19 protein-coding genes and 1 riboswitch are annotated in these 20,615 nt (G+C 70.5%); of the genes, 9 read left to right on the plus strand and 10 right to left on the minus strand.

The genetic code is table 11. The features are described 5' to 3' along the window. Positions 1 to 63: 63 nt before the first annotated feature. The 7 genes from AC07A4_RS34700 to AC07A4_RS34730 all read left to right on the plus strand — a co-directional run bounded on the left by AC07A4_RS34700 (position 64) and on the right by AC07A4_RS34730 (position 6,461). Positions 64 to 795: a rhomboid family intramembrane serine protease gene (locus tag AC07A4_RS34700; protein ID WP_478606629.1), complete on the plus strand. Its 732-nt coding sequence runs from the start codon at positions 64 to 66 to the stop codon at positions 793 to 795. After that, on the plus strand, positions 792 to 1,073 hold the full coding sequence (locus tag AC07A4_RS34705; protein ID WP_161699606.1) for an Lrp/AsnC family transcriptional regulator: 282 nt from the start codon (positions 792 to 794) through the stop codon (positions 1,071 to 1,073). Before AC07A4_RS34700 ends, AC07A4_RS34705 begins: the two co-directional genes overlap by 4 nt. Before the next feature lie 111 nt (positions 1,074 to 1,184). Then, positions 1,185 to 1,580, plus strand: a complete 396-nt coding sequence (locus tag AC07A4_RS34710) for a small secreted hydrophilic protein (RefSeq protein WP_478606631.1) — start codon at positions 1,185 to 1,187, stop codon at positions 1,578 to 1,580. Positions 1,581 to 1,689: 109 nt separating this feature from the next. Then, positions 1,690 to 3,054: a sensor histidine kinase gene (locus AC07A4_RS34715; RefSeq protein WP_478606774.1), complete on the plus strand. Its 1,365-nt coding sequence runs from the start codon at positions 1,690 to 1,692 to the stop codon at positions 3,052 to 3,054. Then, positions 3,051 to 3,713, plus strand: a complete 663-nt coding sequence (locus tag AC07A4_RS34720) for a response regulator transcription factor (protein WP_478606633.1) — start codon at positions 3,051 to 3,053, stop codon at positions 3,711 to 3,713. The genes AC07A4_RS34715 and AC07A4_RS34720 overlap by 4 nt, the downstream gene beginning before the upstream one ends. A gap of 56 nt (positions 3,714 to 3,769) precedes the next feature. Further along, complete coding sequence (locus AC07A4_RS34725; protein ID WP_478606635.1) at positions 3,770 to 5,185, plus strand: SLC13 family permease; 1,416 nt, start codon at positions 3,770 to 3,772, stop codon at positions 5,183 to 5,185. Between the two features lie 58 nt (positions 5,186 to 5,243). Next, positions 5,244 to 6,461, plus strand: coding sequence for a glycerate kinase family protein (locus tag AC07A4_RS34730; protein ID WP_478606636.1), 1,218 nt, complete (start codon positions 5,244 to 5,246; stop codon positions 6,459 to 6,461). Here AC07A4_RS34730 and AC07A4_RS34735 read toward each other — a convergent pair. The 6 genes from AC07A4_RS34735 to ctaE form a co-directional block, all read right to left on the minus strand. Continuing rightward, complete coding sequence (locus AC07A4_RS34735; RefSeq protein WP_478606639.1) at positions 6,407 to 7,822, minus strand: aminotransferase class V-fold PLP-dependent enzyme; 1,416 nt, start codon at positions 7,820 to 7,822, stop codon at positions 6,407 to 6,409. The genes AC07A4_RS34730 and AC07A4_RS34735 overlap by 55 nt on opposite strands. Before the next feature lie 189 nt (positions 7,823 to 8,011). After that, positions 8,012 to 8,129: riboswitch (SAM riboswitch) on the minus strand. Positions 8,130 to 8,214: 85 nt separating this feature from the next. Further along, positions 8,215 to 9,279: an anthranilate phosphoribosyltransferase gene (gene trpD, locus AC07A4_RS34740; protein ID WP_478606642.1), complete on the minus strand. Its 1,065-nt coding sequence runs from the start codon at positions 9,277 to 9,279 to the stop codon at positions 8,215 to 8,217. A 142-nt stretch (positions 9,280 to 9,421) separates the two neighbouring features. Beyond that, on the minus strand, positions 9,422 to 11,068 hold the full coding sequence (gene qcrB, locus AC07A4_RS34745) for a cytochrome bc1 complex cytochrome b subunit (RefSeq protein WP_478606645.1): 1,647 nt from the start codon (positions 11,066 to 11,068) through the stop codon (positions 9,422 to 9,424). Continuing rightward, on the minus strand, positions 11,065 to 12,129 hold the full coding sequence (gene qcrA, locus AC07A4_RS34750; RefSeq protein ID WP_478606648.1) for a cytochrome bc1 complex Rieske iron-sulfur subunit: 1,065 nt from the start codon (positions 12,127 to 12,129) through the stop codon (positions 11,065 to 11,067). Before qcrA ends, qcrB begins: the two co-directional genes overlap by 4 nt. After that, positions 12,126 to 12,935 carry a cytochrome bc1 complex diheme cytochrome c subunit gene (gene qcrC / locus AC07A4_RS34755; RefSeq protein ID WP_478606650.1) on the minus strand — a complete coding sequence of 270 codons (810 nt, stop codon included), beginning with the start codon at positions 12,933 to 12,935 and terminating at the stop codon, positions 12,126 to 12,128. Before qcrC ends, qcrA begins: the two co-directional genes overlap by 4 nt. Before the next feature lie 101 nt (positions 12,936 to 13,036). Next, positions 13,037 to 13,657 (minus strand): aa3-type cytochrome oxidase subunit III, encoded by a 621-nt coding sequence (ctaE, locus tag AC07A4_RS34760; protein WP_016639576.1) that lies wholly within the window; start codon positions 13,655 to 13,657, stop codon positions 13,037 to 13,039. A gap of 169 nt (positions 13,658 to 13,826) precedes the next feature. On the opposite strand from ctaE, the gene AC07A4_RS34765 reads away from it, so the two are divergent. After that, positions 13,827 to 14,228: a hypothetical protein gene (locus AC07A4_RS34765; protein WP_478606654.1), complete on the plus strand. Its 402-nt coding sequence runs from the start codon at positions 13,827 to 13,829 to the stop codon at positions 14,226 to 14,228. A gap of 92 nt (positions 14,229 to 14,320) precedes the next feature. Here the strand turns inward: AC07A4_RS34765 and AC07A4_RS34770 are convergent, their stop codons facing one another. The 4 genes from AC07A4_RS34770 to ctaC form a co-directional block, all read right to left on the minus strand. Then, positions 14,321 to 15,568, minus strand: coding sequence for a L,D-transpeptidase (locus AC07A4_RS34770; RefSeq protein ID WP_478606657.1), 1,248 nt, complete (start codon positions 15,566 to 15,568; stop codon positions 14,321 to 14,323). Between the two features lie 157 nt (positions 15,569 to 15,725). Beyond that, a complete protein-coding gene (locus AC07A4_RS34775) occupies positions 15,726 to 16,124 on the minus strand; it encodes a cytochrome c oxidase subunit 4 (protein ID WP_478606660.1) in 399 nt (132 codons plus the stop codon). Further along, positions 16,121 to 17,857, minus strand: coding sequence for an aa3-type cytochrome oxidase subunit I (gene ctaD, locus AC07A4_RS34780; RefSeq protein ID WP_478606662.1), 1,737 nt, complete (start codon positions 17,855 to 17,857; stop codon positions 16,121 to 16,123). Before ctaD ends, AC07A4_RS34775 begins: the two co-directional genes overlap by 4 nt. Continuing rightward, positions 17,854 to 18,816, minus strand: coding sequence for an aa3-type cytochrome oxidase subunit II (gene ctaC / locus AC07A4_RS34785; protein ID WP_478606665.1), 963 nt, complete (start codon positions 18,814 to 18,816; stop codon positions 17,854 to 17,856). The genes ctaD and ctaC overlap by 4 nt, the downstream gene beginning before the upstream one ends. A gap of 282 nt (positions 18,817 to 19,098) precedes the next feature. Between ctaC and AC07A4_RS34790 the strand changes: the two genes are divergently transcribed. Then, on the plus strand, positions 19,099 to 20,487 hold the full coding sequence (locus AC07A4_RS34790; protein ID WP_478606668.1) for an aminotransferase class V-fold PLP-dependent enzyme: 1,389 nt from the start codon (positions 19,099 to 19,101) through the stop codon (positions 20,485 to 20,487). The last annotated feature ends 128 nt before the right edge of the window (positions 20,488 to 20,615 follow it).

Genomic DNA, 20,615 nt, shown 5'->3' on the forward strand with positions numbered 1-20,615 from the left:
GAGGCGTGACCACCCGGGCGAGGCGGTATGCACGCTTTCATCGCTTTACGTCATGCTCTGTGCATGATCAACACGTGGGGCGTGGCGGCGGGCCGCGCGATCAGACACCAGGCCGCGCCGGTGACGTACGCGCTGATCGCCGTCTGCTGCGCGGTCTTCGTCCTGTCCCCGCTGTCGGGGCTCAACCCGTCGTACGGCACCGGGGACCGGCTCATCGCCGCCCAGCAGGCCTACTTCGCACGCTGGGGCGTGGTACCCGTCGAACTCCTCAGCGGCAAGCCGCGGGCCGCCCTCACTCCCCTGACGGCCCTGTTCGTGCACGGCAGCTGGCTGCATCTGCTCGGCAACATGCTGTTCCTGTACGTGTTCGGGGTGCTGGTCGAGGAGCGCATGGGCCACCTCCGGTACGGGCTCTTCACTGTGGGCTGCGGCTGCCTCGCCCTGTCCGGCTACGCCGTCGCGCACGCCGGATCAGGACAGAGCCTGGTCGGCGCGTCCGGGGCGATCTCCGCCGTGCTCGGCGCCTTTCTCTACCTCTTCCCGAAGGCGCGCGTCACCAGCCTCCTGCCGTTCCTGTTCTTCCTGCCGCTGCGGTTCCCGGCCTGGGTGGTGCTGCCCTTCTGGGCCGCGCTCCAGTGGGTGGCAGCGGCGCAGGAGAAACAGGGGCCCGGAGTGGCGTACCTGGCGCACCTCGTGGGGTTTTCGCTCGGGTTTGTCTACTCCTGGGTGCGCTACCGGGGGCCGGATAGAGTGAAGGCCTCAGGACCGGCCACCGAGGGAGACAGCCAGCCGTGATCACCGCGATCGTGCTCATCAAGACCAGCGTGGACCGGATCCCGGAGATCGCCGAGTCGATCGCCGCCCTCGACAGCGTCAGCGAGGTCTTCTCCGTCACGGGCACCTACGACCTGATCGCCATGGTCCGCGTGGCCCGCCACGACGACCTGGCGGACGTCATCCCGGGCCGGATCAGCAAGATCCCCGGAGTGGAGGGAACGGACACGCACGTCGCGTTCCGCACGTACTCCCAGCACGACCTGGAGGCTGCCTTCGCGATCGGCCTCGACTCCTAGCGGATTCCGGGCCCCTCCGGAAGGCCCGGGACCGGCCGAACGGCGTCGCATGAGGGTTTCTTCATCCGCGGCTCATCCGGACGACGCGGTACGCCGCGCAGGCTCGCTGCCATGGTCTTCTCCCACCGCATGGCGGCACTCGCCGCCGTCGTGGCGATTCCGCTCGGCATCGCCGTGACGAGCTACGCCCTGACGGACAGCCCCTCCGAGCCCAAGGTCCCGCCCAAGGTGGAACTGGAGAGCGGCTCCCCGTCCGGCACGCCCACCGCGCCGCGGCCCACGCCGAGCGACCAGGTCGTCGACCGGCCCCCGGTCAGCGACGGCTCCGACGACAGCGGCAACGGCGAGGGACGTACGGGCGGCACGGGCGATACAGGCAGTACAGGCGGCACGAGTGACGCGGATGACGATGACGACGACCGGGGATCCGGATCCGGCGCCCCCGCGCGGTCGGGCGACGACGCCGATGACGACGCCAACGACGACGGACCGGGCGACGACGGCTGAGGCCGAGGCGGCCGCAGAGACCACTGCGACCGCCGCGGCCGCCTCAGAGGGGGCCGTGCGCCGTCGCATCTCCGCGCGCGTCCGCATCCTGCTGTGGCTCCTCGTGGTGATGGCGATCGCGCTCGCCGCGGTCGCCGCGACCACCCGCTCGATCCTGCTGCGCGACGTCGACCACCGCGTCAGCCGACTGCTCACGCAGGAGACCGGCGAGTTCGCCCACTTCGAGCGCCGGGGCCTCGACCCCGGGACCGGCGAGCGCTTCACCGATCCGCGCCGCCTCCTGGAAGTGTTCCTGGAGCGGCAGTACGCCGACCCGGACGAGGAGCTGATCGGCCTCGTCCACCGCCCCGGACAGGGCCCCGCGCAGCTCACCCAGGCCCGCGAGATCTCCGTCGGGCACCCGCTGCACGACGACAAGGAGGCCCGCCGCCAGATCTTCGCGGCCAAGGGCTCCACCGGCACCCTGGACCGCCCCGGCGGCGAACTGCGCTGGGCCAAGGTCGAGGTCGCCCCGCACGGCGGCGAGCCGGAGGCGGCGTTCGTCGTCGCCTTCCACCCGGGGACGGAACAGGACAAGGCCGACGCGGTCTTCCGCATCCTGCTCGCCATCTCCGGCGTTGCGCTGCTGCTCACCACCGGCATCGGCTGGGTCGTCGCCGGACGCATCCTCAAACCGGTGCGCCTGGTGCGCGCGGCCGCCGCCCAGCTCACCGAGCAGGACCTGACCCGGCGCATCCCGGTGCGCGGCCACGACGACATCGCCGCGCTCGCCGAGACCTTCAACGGCATGCTGGACCGCCTGGAGCGGGCCTTCGCCGCCCAGCGCGAGTTCGTCGACGACGCCGGGCACGAGCTGCGCACCCCCATCACCATCGTCCGCGGCCACCTGGAGCTGATGGGCGACGACCCCGCGGAGCGCGAGGAGACGGTCCGCCTGGTCACCGACGAGCTGGACCGGATGAGCCGCATCGTCGAGGACCTGCTGCTCCTCGCCAAGGCCGAGCGCCCCGACTTCATCACGCCGGAGCCGGTGCAGCTCGCCGAGCTCACCGCCGACGTCTTCGTCAAGGCCCGCACCCTCGGCGAGCGCCACTGGGAGCTGGCCGAGGTCGCCGACCGCGAGGCGTTCGTCGACCCGCAGCGCATCACCCAGGCCATGGTCCAGCTCGCGCAGAACGCCGTGCAGCACACCACCCGCGGCGAACGCGTGCGCATCGGCTCCCGCGTGACGGGCTCACGCGTCGAGCTGTACGTGGCCGACAGCGGCCCCGGCGTCCAGGCCCAGGACGCCGACGTCATCTTCGAGCGCTTCAGGCGCGGCACGTCCCGGCGCGGCGCCCGCACCAGCGGCGCGGGGCTCGGCCTCTCCATCGTCCGCGCGATCGCCGAGGCCCACGGCGGCCGGGTGCGCCTGGCCGCCACCGAGGGCGGCGGCGCCACCTTCGTCCTCACCCTGGAAGGGGTCCGCACGTGAACCGCATCCTCATCGTGGAGGACGAGGAACGCATCGCGTCCTTCGTCGAGAAGGGCCTGCGCGCCAACGGCTTCACCACCACCGTCGTCGGCGACGGCGACGCCGCCTACGAGTACGCCCTGACCGGCGGCTTCGACCTGGTCGTCCTGGACATCGGGCTGCCAGGACGCGACGGCTTCACCGTCCTGCGCGAACTGCGCGAGGCCCGCGTGACGGTGCCGGTCATCGTGCTGACCGCGCGGGACTCCGTACGGGACACGGTGGCCGGCCTGGAGGGCGGCGCCGACGACTGGATGACCAAGCCCTTCCGCTTCGAGGAGCTGCTCGCCCGGGTGCGCCTTCGGCTGCGCACGGCGGCGCGGGCGCCGGAGGTGACGGTCCTCAAGTCGGGCTCCCTCACCCTGGACCTGCGCACCCGCAGGGCCCGCGCCGGAGAGCGCACCGTGGACCTGACGGCCCGTGAGTTCGTGCTCCTCGAACTGTTCCTGAGGCACCCCGGCCAGGTGCTCGCCCGGGAGCAGATCCTGTCGCACGTGTGGGGCTACGACTTCGACCCCGGCTCGAACATCGTGGACGTCTACGTCCGGGCGCTGCGCAAGAAGCTGGGCGCGGAGCGGCTGGAGACGGTGCGCGGGATGGGGTACCGGCTGCCCGCGTGAACTTTCCTTCATGCGGGCCTCATTGAGGGCTCACCGCGCCCCGTGACGCTGGACGCGTGACAGCGACACCGCGGCAACTGATCGTCCTGTGCGTGGCCCTGAGCCTGTGCGCGCTCCTCGTCGTCCCCGGCAACTTCCCGGGCCTCGGCGGCGACGCCCGCCTGACCCTCGGCGTATTCGCCCTCGCCACCTGCGCCTGGATCGGCACCCCGATCGACGACACGTACATCGCGCTCGGCGCGGGCCTCGCCCTCACCGCCACCGGAGTCATCAGCAGCGACACCCTCTTCGGCACCCTCGGTGACGCCACCGTCTGGCTGCTGATCTGCGCGTTCGTGCTCGCGGCCGCCGTGGCCCGCAGCGGGCTCGCGGGCCGCGCTGCGGCCTTCCTGGTCAGCGGGGCGCGCAGCGTGCGGCAGCTGACGCACCTGACGACCGCCGCGCTCGTGGTGACGGCCTTCGCGGTGCCCGCCACCTCGGGGCGCGCCGCGCTCGCCCTGCCCGTCTTCCTCGCCCTGTCCAAGGTCCTCGCCGACCGCAGGCGCCTGGTGGTGATGCTGGCGCTGCTGTTCCCGACCGTCATCCTGCTGTCCGCCGTGGCGACCCTGATCGGCGCGGGCGCGCATCTGATCACGGTGTCCGTCCTGTGGGAGAGCGCCGGGGCCGAGATCGGCTTCACCAAGTGGCTGCTGCTCGGCCTGCCGCTCGCGATCGCCTCGTCCCACCTCGCCGCCGAGACCGTGCTGTTGACGACGACGCGCCGCGCCGACCGCGAGGGCCCCATCGCGATCACCGCCGACCAGATCGCGGAACACAGCGACCGGCCCGTCACCGGCCCCTGGGACCCCGCCGAGACGCGCTGCGCGCTGCTGCTCGCCACGGTCGTCGCGCTGTGGTGCAGCGAGCCGCTGCACCGCGTACCGCCCGCCGTGGTCGCGCTGATCGGCGCGGTCGTCGCGTCCTCGCCCGCGCTCGGCACCGTACGCCTGAAGGACGCCCTGAAGACCGTGCCCTGGTCGCTGCTGCTGTTCATGGCGGCGACGATGGCGATGGGCGTGGCGCTGTCGGAGTCGGGCGCGGCGGCGTGGCTGGTGTCGGGGCTGCCCGTCGGCGTGTCGCCCTGGCTGTTCCTCGCCGTCGTCGTCGCGGTCAGCACGGCGGCCCACCTGGTGCTCCAGTCCCGCTCGGCCCGCTCGTCCGTCCTGGTGCCGCTGGTGGTGGCCGCCGCGGTCAGCTCAGGCGTGAACCCGGTCGCCGCGGCCCTCGCGTCCACGGCCGCCGCGGGCTTCTGCCACACCCTGCCCGCGTCCGCCAAGCCGGTGACGCTGTTCGCCGAGATACCCGGCACCCCCACCTACACCCCGCGCGACCTGCTGCGCCTGTCCGCCGTCCTGGCCCCGCTCACGGCAGCCCTCGTCTTGCTGTTCGCCCTCGCGGTGTGGCCGCTGCTCGGCGTCCCCGTCACCCGCTGACCCCGTCAGCCCCGCCCCGCCCCCCGCCCCTCGCCCCACCGCGTCAAGGAGTACGTCCATGCCCTCCCGGCCCTCCCTCACCCGTGTCGCCATCGCCCCCAGCGGCTTCAAGGAGTCCCTGTCCGCCGAGGCGGCCGCCGAGGCAATCGCCCGGGGCGTCCACCGCGTCCTGCCCGACGCCGAGACCGATCTGATCCCGCTCGTGGACGGCGGCGAGGGCACCGCCAAGACGCTGGCCGCGGCGACGGGCGGACGGCTCGTCGCGCTGCCCGCGACCGGCCCCGTCGGCGAGCGGATCGGCACCCACTTCGCGCTGCTCGACTCGGGCACCGCCGTCGTCGAGATGGCCGCGGCCGCCGGTCTGAGCCTCGTCCCGCGCGATCTGCGCGACCCAGGCGTCACCACGACCTACGGCGTGGGCGAGCTGATCCGCGCCGCGCTCGACGCGGGCGCCCGCCGCGTCCTCGTCGGCTGCGGCGACTCCGGCACCTCGGACGGCGGCGCGGGCGCCCTGCAGGCGCTCGGCGCCCGCCTCCTGGACGCGGACGGCTGGGAACTCCCGCGCGGCGGCCGGGCGTTGCTGCGCCTGCACCACATCGACGTCTCGGAGCTCGACCCCCGCGTCGCGGACACCGAGCTCCTGGTGGCCTGCAATCCGCACAACGTGCTGTGCGGCGAGCGCGGCGTCGCCCGCGTCTTCGGCCCGCAGAAGGGCGCGACGCCCACCCAGGTCGAGGAGCTCGCGGCGGGCCTGGAGCACTGGGCGTACTGCCTCACCCGCGACCTGGGCGTCACCGCCGACCTGTACGGCGGGCCCGGCACCGGCGCCTCCGGCGGCCTCGGCGCGGGCCTCGCCGCGCTCGGCGCCCGCCTGCTGCCCCGCTTCGACGTGCTCCTGGACCACCTCGACCTGGACGCCCGCCTGGCCCGCGCCGACCTGGTGGTCACCGCCGAGGGCGCCCTCGACCACCAGACCCCGCGCGGCAAGGTCCCGGCCGAAGTGGCCCGCCGCGCCAAGCGGTTCGGCCGCCCCGTGCTCGCGCTCGCGGGCACCATCGGCGAGGGCGCGCACCTGGTGCGGGCGGCGGGCGTGGACGCCTACAGCGCGATCCTGCCCGCGCCGGTGACGCTCACCGAGGCCCTCGGTCGCGGCGGCGAGTTCCTCACCGACGCGACCGAGCGGGCCCTGCGGATGATCGTGCTCGGCTCGCGCCTCGAAGGTCAGCCGGCCACGGCGCCGGTGTCCGGCACACAGCGCCCGTCCTCGGTGCGGTAGTTCCACCGCGCGCCCTCGCCGACCAGCTCCTTGACGGCCCGTACGAACCGCTCCACGTGCTCGTCCGGAGTGCCCGCGCCGAAGCTCACCCGGATCGCGTTCAGGGACCGCTCGCCGGGCGCGGCCTCGGGGGCGCCGCACTCGCCGGGCTCGTCGGGCGCGCTGTCCAGGAGGGTGCGCACCAGCGGGTGGGCGCAGAACAGGCCGTCGCGCACGCCGATGCCGTACTCCGCGGAGAGCGCGGCGGCGAAGTGCGAGCTGTTCCAGCCCTCGACCACGAAGGAGATGACGCCGACGCGCGGCGCGTCGTCGCCGAACAGCGAGAGGACCCGCACCTCGGGCACCTCGGCGAGCCCGGCGCGCACCTTCTCGATCAGGTGCCGCTCGCGGGCGACCAGGGACGCGAACCCGGCCTCGGTCAGGGCCTTGCAGGCGGCGGCGATGGAGTAGGCGCCGATCACGTTCGGCGAACCGGCCTCGTGCCGGGCGGCCGTGTCGTGCCACTCGACGTCCACTCCCCCGTCGGCGCGCCGCGTCACCTTACGCGAGGCGCCGCCGCCCGCGAGGTAGGGGTCGGCGTCGCGCAGCCAGTCGGCGCGCCCGGCGAGGACGCCGGAGCCGAAGGGCGCGTACAGCTTGTGCCCGGAGAAGGCGACCCAGTCGACGTCCAACTCCGCGATGTCCACGGGGTGGTGGGGCGCGAGCTGGGCGGCGTCCAGGACGATGCGGGCGCCGTGCGCGTGCGCGGCGGCGGCGAGCTCCCGCACCGGCCACAGCTCGCCGGTGACGTTCGAGGCGCCGGTCACGCACACCAGGGCGGGCCCGTAGGGGTCGCGGTCGGCGAGCGCGCGCTCCAGGGTCCCCACGGCCTCGTCGTGCGTGCGCGGGGCGTTGAGGTAGGTGACGCGGGCGTCGCGCCACGGCAGGAGCGAGGCGTGGTGCTCGGTCTCGAAGACGAAGACCTGGCAGTCGGCGGGCAGGGCGGCGGCGAGCAGGTTCAGCGAGTCGGTGGTGGACCGGGTGAAGACCACCTGGTCGCCGTCGCGGCAGCCGAGGAACTCGGCGACGGCCTTGCGGGAGTTCTCGAACAGGTCGGTCGACAGCTGCGACAGGTACCCGGCGCCCCGGTGCACGCTGCCGTAGTACGGCGCGTACGCGGCGACGTCGTCCCACACCCGCTGCAGCGCCGGGGCGCTGGCCGCGTAGTCGAGCGCCGCGTAGGTCACCTCGCCGCCGGTGACCAGCGGGACGGTGACCTCACGGCCGAGCACGGGCAGCGGCTCGGCGCAGCAGGGGTCGGCGGACTCGCAGTCGGCGGCGGGGGCGGCGGCGGTGACGGCGGCAGCGGTGGAGGCAGGCATGGCGAACTCCCGTGAGAGGCAGGCGACAGCACTGCGCCGGACCACGGTCGACGAAGCGTCAGGACCGGTCAACGGCACAGGAAAAAGGGAAAGGGGAAACGGGGGTACGGAAACGGGGCCCGAGGCCCTATCGCATTCGCTTGCTCACGAGACTGCTCCCTTGAGGACCAGGACCCCAGGGTTGCGAGGGGTCCGCGCTTGCCGCGGACCTTGCTGTCCACGGCCTGGTCTTCACCCGGGGCACCCCGCCACGGACGGAGGGTTGCCGGACAGCGGGCCGGGGCCGTAGTCGCTGTCACTCATGACCTGCGCAGCATCTTGCCACACGATCTTCAAGGCGCAACACCGCAGTCCAGATTCCGGACTGCGGTGTGCGCCACACCCGGCGGGGTTCAGCGGTTGCTTGCCGTCACCCAGCGCGCGAGGGCCGCCCGCGCCGCACCGGAGTCGATCGACTCCGTCGCCCGCGCGATCCCGTCCCTGATCTGCTCCGCGAGCGAGCCGCCGCCCGGCTCCAGGGCGACGAGCGCCGCCGCCGCGTTCAGCAGCACCGCATCGCGCACCGGCCCGCGCTCGCCGTCGAGCAGCCGCCGCGCGACCTCCGCGTTGTACGAGGCGTCGGCGCCCCGCAGCGCCTCCACGGGCACCAGGTCGATGCCGACGTCCCGGGGGTCGAAGGCCTGCTCGGTGACCGCCCCGTCCCGTACCACCCAGACCCGCGAGGTGGCGGTCGTGGTGAGCTCGTCCAGGCCGTCGTCGCCGCGGAAGACCAGGGCGGAGGAGCCGCGCTCGGCGAGCACGCCCGCGAGGATCGGCGCCATCCGGGCGTCCGCGACGCCGGTGGCCTGCGCCCGCACCTTCGCCGGGTTGGTCAGCGGACCGAGGAAGTTGAACGTGGTGCGGATGCCGAGCTCGCGGCGCGCGGGCGCCACGTGCCGCAGCGCCGGGTGGAACTTCACCGCGAAGCAGAAGGTGATCCCGGCCTCCTCGGCGACCTCGCGCACCCGCTGCGGCGTCAGCTCCAGATTGACGCCGAGCTTCTCCAGGACGTCGGAGGCGCCGGAGGCGCTGGACGCCGCGCGGTTGCCGTGCTTGACGACCTTCGCGCCGGTCCCGGCGACGACGACGGCGGACATGGTGGAGATGTTGACGGTCTTGGCGCCGTCGCCGCCGGTGCCGACGATGTCGACGCTCGGCCCCGGCACGTCGATGACGTGGGCGTGCGCGTACATGGCGCGGACAAGGCCGGTGATCTCCTCGACGGTCTCGCCCTTGGCGCGCAGCGCGACCACGAAGCCCGCGATCTGCGCGTCGGTCGCCTCGCCGCGCATGATGCGGTCCATCGCCCAGGCCGTGTCGTCGGCGCTCTGGTCGTGGCCGTCGAGCAGGCCGTTCAGCACGTCGGGCCAGGAACGGACCGCCGCGGTGTCGCCTCCTGCGGGGTACACAGCGCTCATGGCCGCTCCTGGGTTCCTAGACGAAGACATCTCCCCAGCACATGGGGTGGGTCCACCCTATCCAGCCCGAGCACGGCAAAGAGCCCCGTCCATGCACTGGACGGGGCTCTCGCCGTGGCGACCGTGAGGTCAGAGCTGGGGATCAGTGGTGGCCGTGGCCACTGGTGATCTCCTTGTACTCCTCGGCGGTGGGCTTGGGGATCTGGCCGTCCTCGCCGTACATGTTCTTGGACAGCTTCGCGCGCAGCTTCTGCGCGCCCTTCACCTTGCGCTCCACGCCGTTCTCGTCGACCGTCGGGCCGATCTCGAGCGGCTGGTACTGCTCGTGCGCGGTGAGGGTGTGCAGCTGGTCCTTGTCGAGCGGCTCGTGGACCTCGATGAACTCACCGTGCGGCAGGCGCTTGATGATGCCGGACTCGCGTCCGTGCAGCACCTTGTCCTTGTCGCGGCGCTGGAGGCCGAGGCAGATCCGCTTGGTGACGATGAACGCGATGACCGGGCCGACGAAGAAGAAGATCCGGACGAACCAGGTGATGGCGTTGATCGACAGGTGGAAGTGCGTGGCCCACAGGTCGTTGCCACCACCCACCAGCATGATCATGTACGCGGTGATCCAGGCGACGCCGAACGCGGTCCGCGTCGGGGCGTTGCGCGGGCGGTCCAGGATGTGGTGCTCGCGCTTGTCGCCGGTGACCCAGGACTCGATGAACGGGTAGACGGCGATGGCCGCGAGGACGAGCGGGAAGATCACCAGCGGGATGAACACGCCCAGGACCAGCGTGTGGCCCCAGAGGTTGATCTCCCAGCCCGGCATGACACGGATCAGACCCTCGGCGAAGCCCATGTACCAGTCGGGCTGGGCGCCGGTGGACACCTGGTCCGGGCGGTACGGGCCGAGCGCCCAGATCGGGTTGATCGAGGCGATCGCCGCGATGGCCGCGATGACGCCGAAGACCAGGAAGAAGAAGCCTCCGGCCTTGGCCATGTAGACCGGGAGCAGCGGCATGCCGACGACGTTCTTGTTGGTCTTGCCGGGGCCCGCGAACTGCGTGTGCTTGTGGTAGAAGACCAGGATCAGGTGCGCCACCACGAGGCCGAGCATGATGCCCGGGAGCAGCAGGATGTGGACCGAGTAGAACCGGGCCACGAAGTCGCCGCCGGGGAACTCGCCGCCGAACAGGAACATCGACAGGTACGTGCCCACGATCGGCACGGACAGGACCGCGCCCTGCATGAACCGGACACCGGTTCCTGACAGCAGGTCGTCCGGGAGCGAGTAGCCGGTGAAGCCGGTGAACATGCCGAGGACGAACAGCAGGAAGCCGAACAGCCAGTTGACCTCGCGCGGCTTGCGGAACGCGCCCGTGAAGAACACGCGCATCATGTGCACGAACATGCCCGCGAGGAAGATCAGCGCCGCCCAGTGGTGGATCTGCCGGATCAGCAGACCACCGCGCACATCGAAGGAGATGTGCATGGTCGAGTTGAACGCCTCGGACATCAGCTGGCCCTGCAGGGGCACGTAGCTGCCGTGGTACTCCACCTCGTTCATCGACGGGTGGAAGAACAGCGTCAGATACACACCCGTGAGGATGATGATGATGAAGCTGTAGAGGCAGATCTCACCGAGCATGAAGGACCAGTGGTCCGGGAAGATCTTGCGCATGTTGGCCTTGGCCAGGGAGTAGATCCCGAGGCGGCCGTCGGCCCAGTCCGCGACCCGCTCGCCGGCGGGTGCTTTCTTGCGGTTGTCGGCCGCCGTGGTGGCCGACGTCGTTTCGGTGCTCATCCGCGCTCCCAGAAGGCAGGACCGACGGGCTCTTCGAAGTCGCCGTGCGCCTCGAGGTAGCCCTCCTCGTTCACGCCGATCTTCAGCTGCGGAAGGGCGTGACCGGCGGGGCCGAAGATGACTCGGGCGCCGTCGGAGAGGTCGAAGGTGGACTGGTGGCACGGGCAGAGGACGTGGTGCGTCTGCTGCTCGTACAGGGAGATCGGGCAGCCCACGTGGGTGCAGATCTTGGAGTACGCGACGATGCCCTCGTGCGACCACGCCAGCTCGCGCTTGTCCTTGATGTCGGCCGGCTGGAGCCGGACGATCATCAGGGCGGCCTTGGCGATCTGGGTCTGGAAGTCGTGGTCGTGCTCCTCCAGGCCCTCGGGCTTGGCGAAGGTGAGCGAGCCGACGGCGACGTCGGAGGGGCGCAGCGGCTCGTTCGTGTTCATGTTCACGAGCAGCTTGCCCTTGGACCACAGCGTGTGCCGCAGCTTGTCCTCCGGCAGCGGACCGAGGTCGCGCAGCAGGACGACACCGGACAGCGGAACCAGGGTCAGCGCGCCGAACATGGTGTTGCGGATCAGCTTGCGCCGGCCGAGCTGGGACTCCTTCGCGCCCTGCGCGAAGTCCGCCATGACCTTGGCCTTGACCTCGGGCTCGGCCTCGATGGCGTGCCGCTCGTCGGCGACCTCCTCGTCGGACATCAGGGTGCGGGCCCAGTGGACCGCGCCCGCGCCGATGCAGAACAGCGCGATGCCGAGGGTCATGCCGAGCGCGAAGTTCAGCGCGCTGATGTGCCCGATCGGCCAGATGTAGACGTTCTTGTCGACCGGGAACGCCACGTACGAGGCGATGAAGCCGACGGTCGCCAGCATCGAGATCGTGAAGAGCATCGCGACCGTGCGCTCGGAGCGCCGGGCGGCCTTCTCGTCGATGTCCTGGACGCGGTTCTCGTGCGGGGGCAGGCCCGGGTCCGCGAACGGGTCGGCGTGCTCGTCCTTGGCGACGGCGACCGTGCCGTGCGCGGATTCCCGCTCGCTGGGCAGGTTCTCTTCTGGGGTTTCTTGGCTACTCATGACTTCTTGGCCTTTGCGGTCCGGGCGGCGACCCACACGGCGACCGCGATCAGCGCGCCGAGGCCGAAGATCCAGGCGAACAGACCCTCACTGACCGGTCCGAGACCGCCCAGCTTGAGACCGCCGGGGCTCTCGGTCTTCTCGCTGTTGACCGCGTCGATGTACGCGATGATGTCCTTCTTGCTCTTCTCCGGCATCGTCGTGTCGGGGAAGGACGGCATGTTCTGCGGGCCGGTCTGCATGGCCTCGTAGATGTGCTTCTTGCTGACGCCTTCCAGACTCGGCGCGTACTTGCCGTGCGTCAGGGCGCCACCCTCACCGGTGAAGTTGTGGCACTGGGCACAGTTCGTACGGAAGAGCTCGCCGCCCTTGGCGATGTCGGCACCCTCGGGGCTGACCTGCTTCTTCGTCGGGATGTTCGGGCCCGCGCCGAGCGAGGCGACGTACGCGGCGAGCTGGTCGATCTCGGCCTGCGTGTAGATGACCTTCTTCTTCGGTGCCTGGGCGCCCTGCTGCTGCAGCGGCATCCGGCCGGTGCCGACCTGGAAGTCGACAGCCGCGGCGCCGACACCCACCAGGCTCGGACCGTCGGAGGTGCCCTGACCGCCGGTTCCGTGGCAGCTGGAGCAGCCCACGGCGTAGAGCTTCTTGCCCTCGTCGATGGCGAGGGACTGAGCGGTTTCATCGGCCTGTGCCTTGTCCGCCGGGGCGAACGCGGCGTACAGCCCCCCGGTGGCCGCCAGCGCGAGGAGTAGGACGACGACCGCCGCCAGCGGATGGCGTCGTCGTGCGGAGAGCTTTTTCACGGATTACCCCGGTGTCAGGATCTTCTGCGTCGATGCTTCTGGAATGTGTCGCTGCGTCGGGCCCGACCGGCGGCGTAGGACCGCCGTGAACCCGGCACCGACTACTTGATCATGTAGATCGTGGCGAAGAGGCCGATCCAGACGACATCGACGAAGTGCCAGTAGTAGGACACGACGATGGCGGCGGTCGCCTGCTCGTGAGTGAACCTCCGAGCCGCGTAGGTACGGCCGAGGACCAGCAGGAAGGCGATGAGGCCGCCTGTCACATGCAGTCCGTGGAAACCGGTGGTCAGGTAGAACACCGAGCCGTACGGGTCCGACGAGAGCGAGAGGCCCTCGTGCTTGACCAGCTCCGTGTACTCGAAGACCTGACCGCCGATGAAGACCGCACCCATGATGAAGGTGACGATGAACCACATCCGGAGCTTCTTCACGTCCCCGCGCTCGGCGGCGAACACGCCGAGCTGGCAGGTGAGGGAGGAGAGCACCAGGATCGTGGTGTTCGTCGCAGAGAACGGGAAGTTCAGGCTTGACGCCATTTCCTTCCAGTGATCTGGACCGGTCACCGATCGCAGGGTGAAGTACATCGCGAAGAGGGCCGCGAAGAACATCAGCTCGGAACTCAGCCAGATGATGGTTCCGACGCTGGTGAGGTTCGGTCGATTGACCGGCGGGTGCGCGTGCCCGGTGTCTACTGTCGTTGCTGTCGCCACGACCGACATTATGTCGGTCGCTTATCCCGCCCTCACCCCGGGGGGTGCCGTTCGGAGTGTCTGCGGCGTGTGTCCTGCCCGGATGGCCCATCGCGGCACTGTCCGAACCGCTGTTGACGGGGTGTCGGGGGGAGTAGCATCCGCGCAACGGTTCCCGATCCACGGACGCGGAGGAACAATGCAGCCGACCGCCACGGTGCTGGTCTACAGCGACGACGCGAGCACCCGGGAGCAGGTCCGCCTCGCCACCGGACGCAGGCCGGCCAGCGATGTCCCAGAGGTCCGCTTCGTGGAGTGCGCGACGCTGCCCGCGGTGCTCGCGGAGCTGGACAAGGGCGGGATCGACGTCTGCGTCCTGGACGGCGAGGCCGCGCCCGCGGGCGGCATGGGTGTGTGCCGCCAGATCAAGGACGAGGTCTTCCAGGCCCCGCCGGTGCTGCTGCTCATCGGGCGGCCCCAGGACGCCTGGCTGGCCACGTGGAGCCGTGCGGAGTCCGCCGTGACGCTGCCGCTGGAGCCGGTGGAGTTCGCCTCCGCGTTGGCCGCTCTGCTGCGGTCTCGGGCCGCTCTGAGCGCCTGAGAGCTCGATCCCTTCCGTCGTCCGGCGGGCGCGGGTCGTCTGCGGCTGGTCGCGCAGTTCCCCGCGCCCCTTCGGGCGCGTACCCGAGCCGCTTACGCGGCCTTGGGGCGCAGGCGGGTCGTCTGGAGTGCCGTGCGGTCCTTCTTGGCGTCCGCGTGGAGGGCGCTGCCCTTGCGCCAGCTCTTCCAGCTGACGTTCCAGTCGCCGTAGCCGTTGCCGAAGTGGTCCATGTCGGCGCCGTAGCTGTTGACGACCTCCACCAGGTCACCCGGACGGACCGTCTCGTAGAACCAGGCGGCGTTGCCCGTGCTCATTCCGGTGCAGCCGTGGCTGGTGTTGGCGTAGCCCTGGGAGCCCACCGACCAGGGGGCCGCGTGGACGTACTCGCCGCTGTCGGTGACCCTGGTCGCGTAGTAGACCATCTTGTCGTAGAAGTCCGAGGCGCCGATGCTGGCGCTGGTCATCCGGACGACGTACTCCTTGCCGAGCACCACCTTGATGCCGTTGCGCGTGGAGTAGCCGGGCTTGCCGGTGGTCACGGGGATGGAGTTGATCTCCTCGCCGTTGCGGTAGACCGTCATCCAGTGCGACCCGGCGTCGGTCACGGCCACGACGCGGTCGCCGGTGGTCAGCCGCAGGGGCTTGGCGGGGCCGCCCCAGAGCCTGTCGCTGACCTTGATGCCCTCCAGGTTGCTCTGCACGTGGATGGTGGCGTGGGTGGGCCAGTACTCCTTGGGGCGGTAGTGCAGCGTCTTGCTGTCCACCCAGTGCCAGGAGCCCCGCGTGGCGGGCTGCGACTGGACCTTGAGCGCACGTTCGACGACGGCGCGGGCCCGCTCGCCCTTGACCGCCGCGCTGAGCTTGGCCGTGACGGGCTGGCCGACGCCGTACTTGCCCGGCTCGGGGCCGAAGGTGACCTTCACGAGCCGCTTCTTGGGGGCCGCGTCGGTGTCGAAGGCGAGCACCTTGCGGCCCGGGGCGCCCTCGTCGTCCTCCGTGCTGACGCGCACCGTGTAGCGCGCGCCCGCCGCCAGCGGGGCCGTGCTGTGCCAGCGCGCCCCGTCGGCGGACAGTTCGCCCGCCAGATAGCGGCCCGCGCCGTCGGTGGCCGTGACGTCGGTGATGCGCCCGTCGCCGCCCTCGGTGGTGACCTCCAGGGGCTTGTCCGGATCGGCCTTCTGGGTGCCCGCGGGCCCGTTGAAGGCGATCTGGCTCCCCGCGTCGTACGGCTTCGCCGAGAGCGGATGGCCGTCCGTGCCGCATCCCGTGGTGACCGCGCCGAGGGCGGCCACAAGGAGGGTGCAGCTCAGTACCGTACGGATGCGCGGAGAGTGGCTCATGACCACACGGTATGAAGGTTCGACACGCCGTGCGCGGCGAGTGACCCGTACGAGGGTTCACCCGGAAGACGGAAGCAGTTGGCGGACGGCCGGGAACGGCCAGGGGCCCGGACGCTCCTGACGGAGTGTCCGGGCCCCTGGGGTGCGGCGGGAGTCCCTACTGGTTCTGGTTCTCGCCGCGGTAGTACTCGAAGACCCAGCCCCACAGGCCGATCAGGATGATCGGGGCCGAGAAGTACATCAGCCACCAGCCGAAGACGACGCCCATGAAGGCGAGCGCGCCACCGACGGCCAGGGAGAGCGGCTGCCAGCTGTGCGGGCTGAAGAAGCCCACCTCGCCGGCCTCGTCCGCGACGTCCGCTTCCTTGTTGTCCTGTGCCGACGCGTCCACTCGCCGGGCCGTGAAGGCCAGGTAGTAGCCGATCATGATGCACAGGCCGAAGGCCAGGAAGAGCGCGGTGGTTCCGGCGGGCTCCTTCGACCACCAGCCATAGACGATCGCCATGGCCAGTACGAAGACGCTCAGCCAGATGAACATCTTGCCCTGGATCTTCACTTGCCGGCCTCCTTGTTGCCAGCGAGCGCCTTCTCGCCGTGACCGGCGTTCTCGAGCTGGTCGAGTGCGGCGATCTCCGGGTGGTGCAGGTCGAACGCCGGGGATTCGCTACGGATGCGCGGCAGGGTGAGGAAGTTGTGCCGCGGCGGCGGGCAGGACGTCGCCCACTCGAGCGAGCGGCCGTAGCCCCACGGGTCGTCGACCTCGACCTTCTTGCCGTACTTGGCGGTCTTCCAGACGTTGTAGAAGAACGGCAGGATCGACAGGCCGAGCAGGAACGAGGCGATCGTCGAGATCGTGTTCAGGGCGGTGAAGCCGTCGGCGTCCAGGTAGTCCGCGTACCGGCGCGGCATGCCCTCGGCACCCAGCCAGTGCTGGACGAGGAACGTGCCGTGGAAGCCGATGAACAGCGTCCAGAACGTGATCTTGCCGAGCCGCTCGTCGAGCATCTTGCCGGTGAACTTCGGCCACCAGAAGTGGAAGCCGGAGAACATCGCGAACACCACGGTGCCGAAGATGACGTAGTGGAAGTGCGCGACCACGAAGTACGAGTCGGACACGTGGAAGTCCATCGGCGGCGAGGCCAGGATGACGCCGGTCAGACCACCGAAGGTGAAGGTGATCAGGAAGCCGACCGCCCAGAGCATCGGGGTCTCGAAACTCAAGGACCCCTTCCACATCGTTCCGATCCAGTTGAAGAACTTCACGCCTGTTGGCACGGCGATGAGGAACGTCATAAAGGAGAAGAACGGGAGGAGTACGCCGCCTGTGACGTACATGTGGTGCGCCCACACCGTCACGGAAAGACCGGCGATCGCGATGGTCGCGCCGACCAGACCCATGTAGCCGAACATCGGCTTGCGGGAGAAGACCGGGATGACTTCGGAAATGATTCCGAAGAATGGTAGGGCGATGATGTACACCTCTGGATGGCCGAAGAACCAGAAGAGGTGTTGCCATAGCAAGGCGCCGCCATTACTGGCGTCGAAGATATGGGCACCGAATTTCCGGTCCGCCTCCAGGGCGAACAGCGCGGCCGCGAGCACCGGGAAGGCGAGCAGGACCAGGACACCGGTCAGCAGGACGTTCCAGGTGAAGATCGGCATGCGGAACATCGTCATGCCGGGGGCGCGCATGCAGATGATCGTGGTGATGAAGTTGACCGAGCCGAGGATCGTGCCGAAGCCGGAGAAGGCCAGACCCATGATCCACATGTCGGCGCCGATGCCCGGGGACCGGACGGCGTCCGACAGCGGGCTGTAGGCGAACCAGCCGAAGTCGGCCGCGCCGTTCGGCGTCAGGAAACCGCCGACCGCGATGAGCGAGCCGAACAGGTAGAGCCAGTAGGCGAACATGTTCAGACGCGGGAAGGCCACGTCGGGCGCGCCGATCTGAAGCGGCATGATCCAGTTCGCGAAGCCCGCGAACAGCGGCGTCGCGAACATCAGCAGCATGATCGTGCCGTGCATCGTGAACGCCTGGTTGAACTGCTCGTTCGACATGATCTGCGTACCCGGACGGGCGAGCTCGGCGCGCATGAAGAGCGCCATGACGCCGCCGATGCAGAAGAACGCGAACGACGTGACCAGATACAGCGTGCCGATCGTCTTGTGGTCCGTGGTGGTCAGCCACTTGACGACGACGTTTCCGGGCTGCTTGCGCCTGACCGGCAGTTCGTTCTCGTACGAGTCGTCAGCTGCCGCGGCACCCGGGGATTCGTTGAGGATGCTCACAGTTGGTTCGTCTCCCGGTTCTTCTCGTGGCCCGTCTGCTCGATGCCGGCCGGGATGTAACCGGTCTGGTTCTTCTTCGCGAGCTCTGCGAGGTGCTGCTTGTAGCGCTCGGGAGAGACGACCTTGACGTTGAAGAGCATCCGGGAGTGGTCGACGCCGCAGAGCTCGGCGCACTTGCCCATGAAGGTGCCCTCCTTGTTGGGAGTCACCTCGAAGGCGTTGGTGTGGCCCGGGATGACGTCCTGCTTCATCAGGAACGGCACCACCCAGAAGGAGTGGATGACGTCACGCGAAGTGAGGACGAACCGGACCCGCTCCCCCTTGGGGAGCCAGAGCGTCGGGCCGGGGTTGCCGTTCTGCGGGTTCCGCTCACCGGGCGTGCCGACCTCGTAGACGCCGCCCGCGTTGGCCGGGAAGTCCTCCCGGAAGCGGTCCGGGATGGCCTTGAGGTCCTTGGACGTCTTGGCGTTGTCCTTGTTGGAGCCCGGCACGTTCTCGATGTAGTTGAAGCCCCAGCTCCACTGGTAGCCGACCACGTTGATCGTGTGCTTCGGCTTGTCGTCGAGCGCGAGGAGCTTCGACTCGTCACGGGCCGTGAAGTAGAAGAGGACCGAGACGATGATGAGGGGGACGACCGTGTACAGCGCCTCGATGGGCATGTTGTAACGGGTCTGCGGAGGGACCTCCACCTTGGTGCGGCTGCGCCGGTGGAAGATGACGCTCCACAGGATCAGGCCCCAGACCAGCACGCCCGTGGCGAGCGCAGCCGCCCACGAGCCCTGCCAGAGGGAGAGGATCCGCGGAGCCTCCTCCGTGACCGGGGTCGGCATACCCAGGCGGGGAAAGTCCTTGTATGTGCAACCGGTGGCGGTTACCAGGACCAGGCCCGCAGTCAGTGCCTGCAGCAGCTTCCGCCGCATCGGGCGCCGCGGCGAGCGGTCGGAGCCGTTGGGACTCACGTAGCGCCTTCCCGAGAGTCTCGCCCGCGCGGTCGGCTGCGGCCTTCCCGCTGGTAGGTCGCCGCCCTGCGTCGGGCAGGGGTTTGGATGTTTATGCGGACCAAACCCTACTGGACGCTATTTGGGGTCGCGCGGGGAGGGTGCCTAACGCGCCGCGGGTCACTCCGAAGGGGGTCGGATCGCCGCCGTCGGCCACGATCTGACGGGTTCTCGGACGCCCGGGGAATGGGGGCGCGCGGCCCTGAACCCACCGCCTTGGACCCGACGCCTTAGCGTTGCCGTGTGGCTTACTTCGACGCTGCTTCCTCCGCCCCGCTGCACCCCGTCGCCCGGCAGGCCCTCCAGGCCTCCCTGGACGAGGGGTGGGCCGATCCGGCGCGCCTCTACCGCGAGGGGCGGCGGGCCCGGCTGCTCCTCGACGCCGCCAGGGAGGCCGCCGCGGAGGCCGTGGGCTGCCGCCCCGACGAACTGGTGTTCACCGGGTCCGGTACGCGGGCGCTGCACGACGGGATCGCGGGTGCGCTCGCGGGGCGGCGGCGCGTGGGCGGGCATCTGGTGGTCTCCGCCGTGGAGCACTCCGCCGTACTCCATTCGGCCGCGGTCCACGAGCGGGCGGGCGGCACGGTGACCGAGGTGGGCGTGGACCGCGCGGGGGCGGTGGCCGCGTCGGCGTTCGCGGCCGCGCTGCGCGAGGACACCGCGCTCGCCTGTCTGCAGTCCGCCAATCACGAGGTCGGAACGCGGCAGCCGGTGGCCGAGGCCGCGGCGGCCTGCCGGGCGGCCGGGGTGCCGCTCCTTGTGGACGCGGCGCAGTCGCTGGCGTGGGGGCGCGTGGACGGGGACTGGTCGCTGCTCGCCGCGAGTGCCCATAAGTGGGGCGGGCCCGCGGGGGTGGGGTTCCTGGTGGTCCGCAAGGGGGTGCGGTTCGCGCCCCAAGGGCCGGTGGACGAGCGCGAGTCGGGTCGCTCCGCCGGGTTCGAGAACATCCCGGCGATCGTGGCGGCGGCCGCTTCGCTGCGGGCGGTGCGGGCCGAGGCCGCCACGGAGGAGGCCCGGCTGCGGGAGCTGACGGGGCGGATCCGGGCGCGGGTGCCGGAGCTGGTGTCGGACGTGCAGGTCGTCGGGGATCCGGTGCGCGGGCTTCCGCACCTCGTCACCTTCTCCTGTCTCTATGTCGACGGGGAGAGCCTGCTGCACGAACTGGACCGGGCGGGCTTCTCGGTCTCCTCGGGCTCTTCCTGTACTAGCAGCACGCTCACGCCGAGCCATGTGCTCAAGGCGATGGGCGTGGTCAGCGAGGGCAACGTGCGGGTGTCGCTGCCGCTGGGCACCGAGGCCGCCGAGGTCGACCGCTTCCTTGAGGTCCTGCCGGGCGCCGTGTCCTCGGTCCGCGCGAAGCTGGGCGCCCCCTCCCCCGCCCCCGGCTCGGCCGCGGGGACCGCCGACTCGCTCACCGTCGACGCCCTGGGCGAGCGCTGCCCGTATCCCGTCATCGAGCTGGCCAAGGCGCTGCCGCGGGTGCGGGTCGGGGGCACGGTCACGGTCATCGCGGACGATGAGGTGGCGGCGGTGGACATTCCGGCGTGGTGCTGGACGCGGGGGCAGGAGTATGTCGGCGCCGAGGCCTGCGGGGCGCTGGGAGCGGCCTATGTGGTGCGGCGCCTGGTTTAGCCCCTCCCCCTTGGCTTTGGCGCCCGCTTATCGCGCTGCGCGCTCGTCCTCAAACGCCGGACGGGCTGGATCGTCGCGCCGCGCGCTCGTCCTCGAACGCCGGACAGGCTGGATCGTCGCGCTGCGCG

The organism is Streptomyces sp. NPDC043996 (genome assembly GCF_056435225.1).

Bases quoted from the DNA above. Each gene is read 5' to 3' on its own strand.
- AC07A4_RS34700 (WP_478606629.1), top strand. From the start codon at position 64: ATGATCAACACGTGGGGCGTGGCGGCGGGCCGCGCGATCAGACACCAG.
- AC07A4_RS34710 (WP_478606631.1), top strand. From the start codon at position 1,185: ATGGTCTTCTCCCACCGCATGGCGGCACTCGCCGCCGTCGTGGCGATT.
- AC07A4_RS34715 (WP_478606774.1), top strand. From the start codon at position 1,690: ATGGCGATCGCGCTCGCCGCGGTCGCCGCGACCACCCGCTCGATCCTG.
- AC07A4_RS34730 (WP_478606636.1), top strand. From the start codon at position 5,244: ATGCCCTCCCGGCCCTCCCTCACCCGTGTCGCCATCGCCCCCAGCGGC.
- AC07A4_RS34735 (WP_478606639.1), bottom strand. From the start codon at position 7,822: ATGCCTGCCTCCACCGCTGCCGCCGTCACCGCCGCCGCCCCCGCCGCC.
- trpD (WP_478606642.1), bottom strand. From the start codon at position 9,279: ATGAGCGCTGTGTACCCCGCAGGAGGCGACACCGCGGCGGTCCGTTCC.
- qcrB (WP_478606645.1), bottom strand. From the start codon at position 11,068: ATGAGCACCGAAACGACGTCGGCCACCACGGCGGCCGACAACCGCAAG.
- qcrA (WP_478606648.1), bottom strand. From the start codon at position 12,129: ATGAGTAGCCAAGAAACCCCAGAAGAGAACCTGCCCAGCGAGCGGGAA.
- ctaE (WP_016639576.1), bottom strand. From the start codon at position 13,657: ATGTCGGTCGTGGCGACAGCAACGACAGTAGACACCGGGCACGCGCAC.
- AC07A4_RS34765 (WP_478606654.1), top strand. From the start codon at position 13,827: ATGCAGCCGACCGCCACGGTGCTGGTCTACAGCGACGACGCGAGCACC.
- AC07A4_RS34770 (WP_478606657.1), bottom strand. From the start codon at position 15,568: ATGAGCCACTCTCCGCGCATCCGTACGGTACTGAGCTGCACCCTCCTT.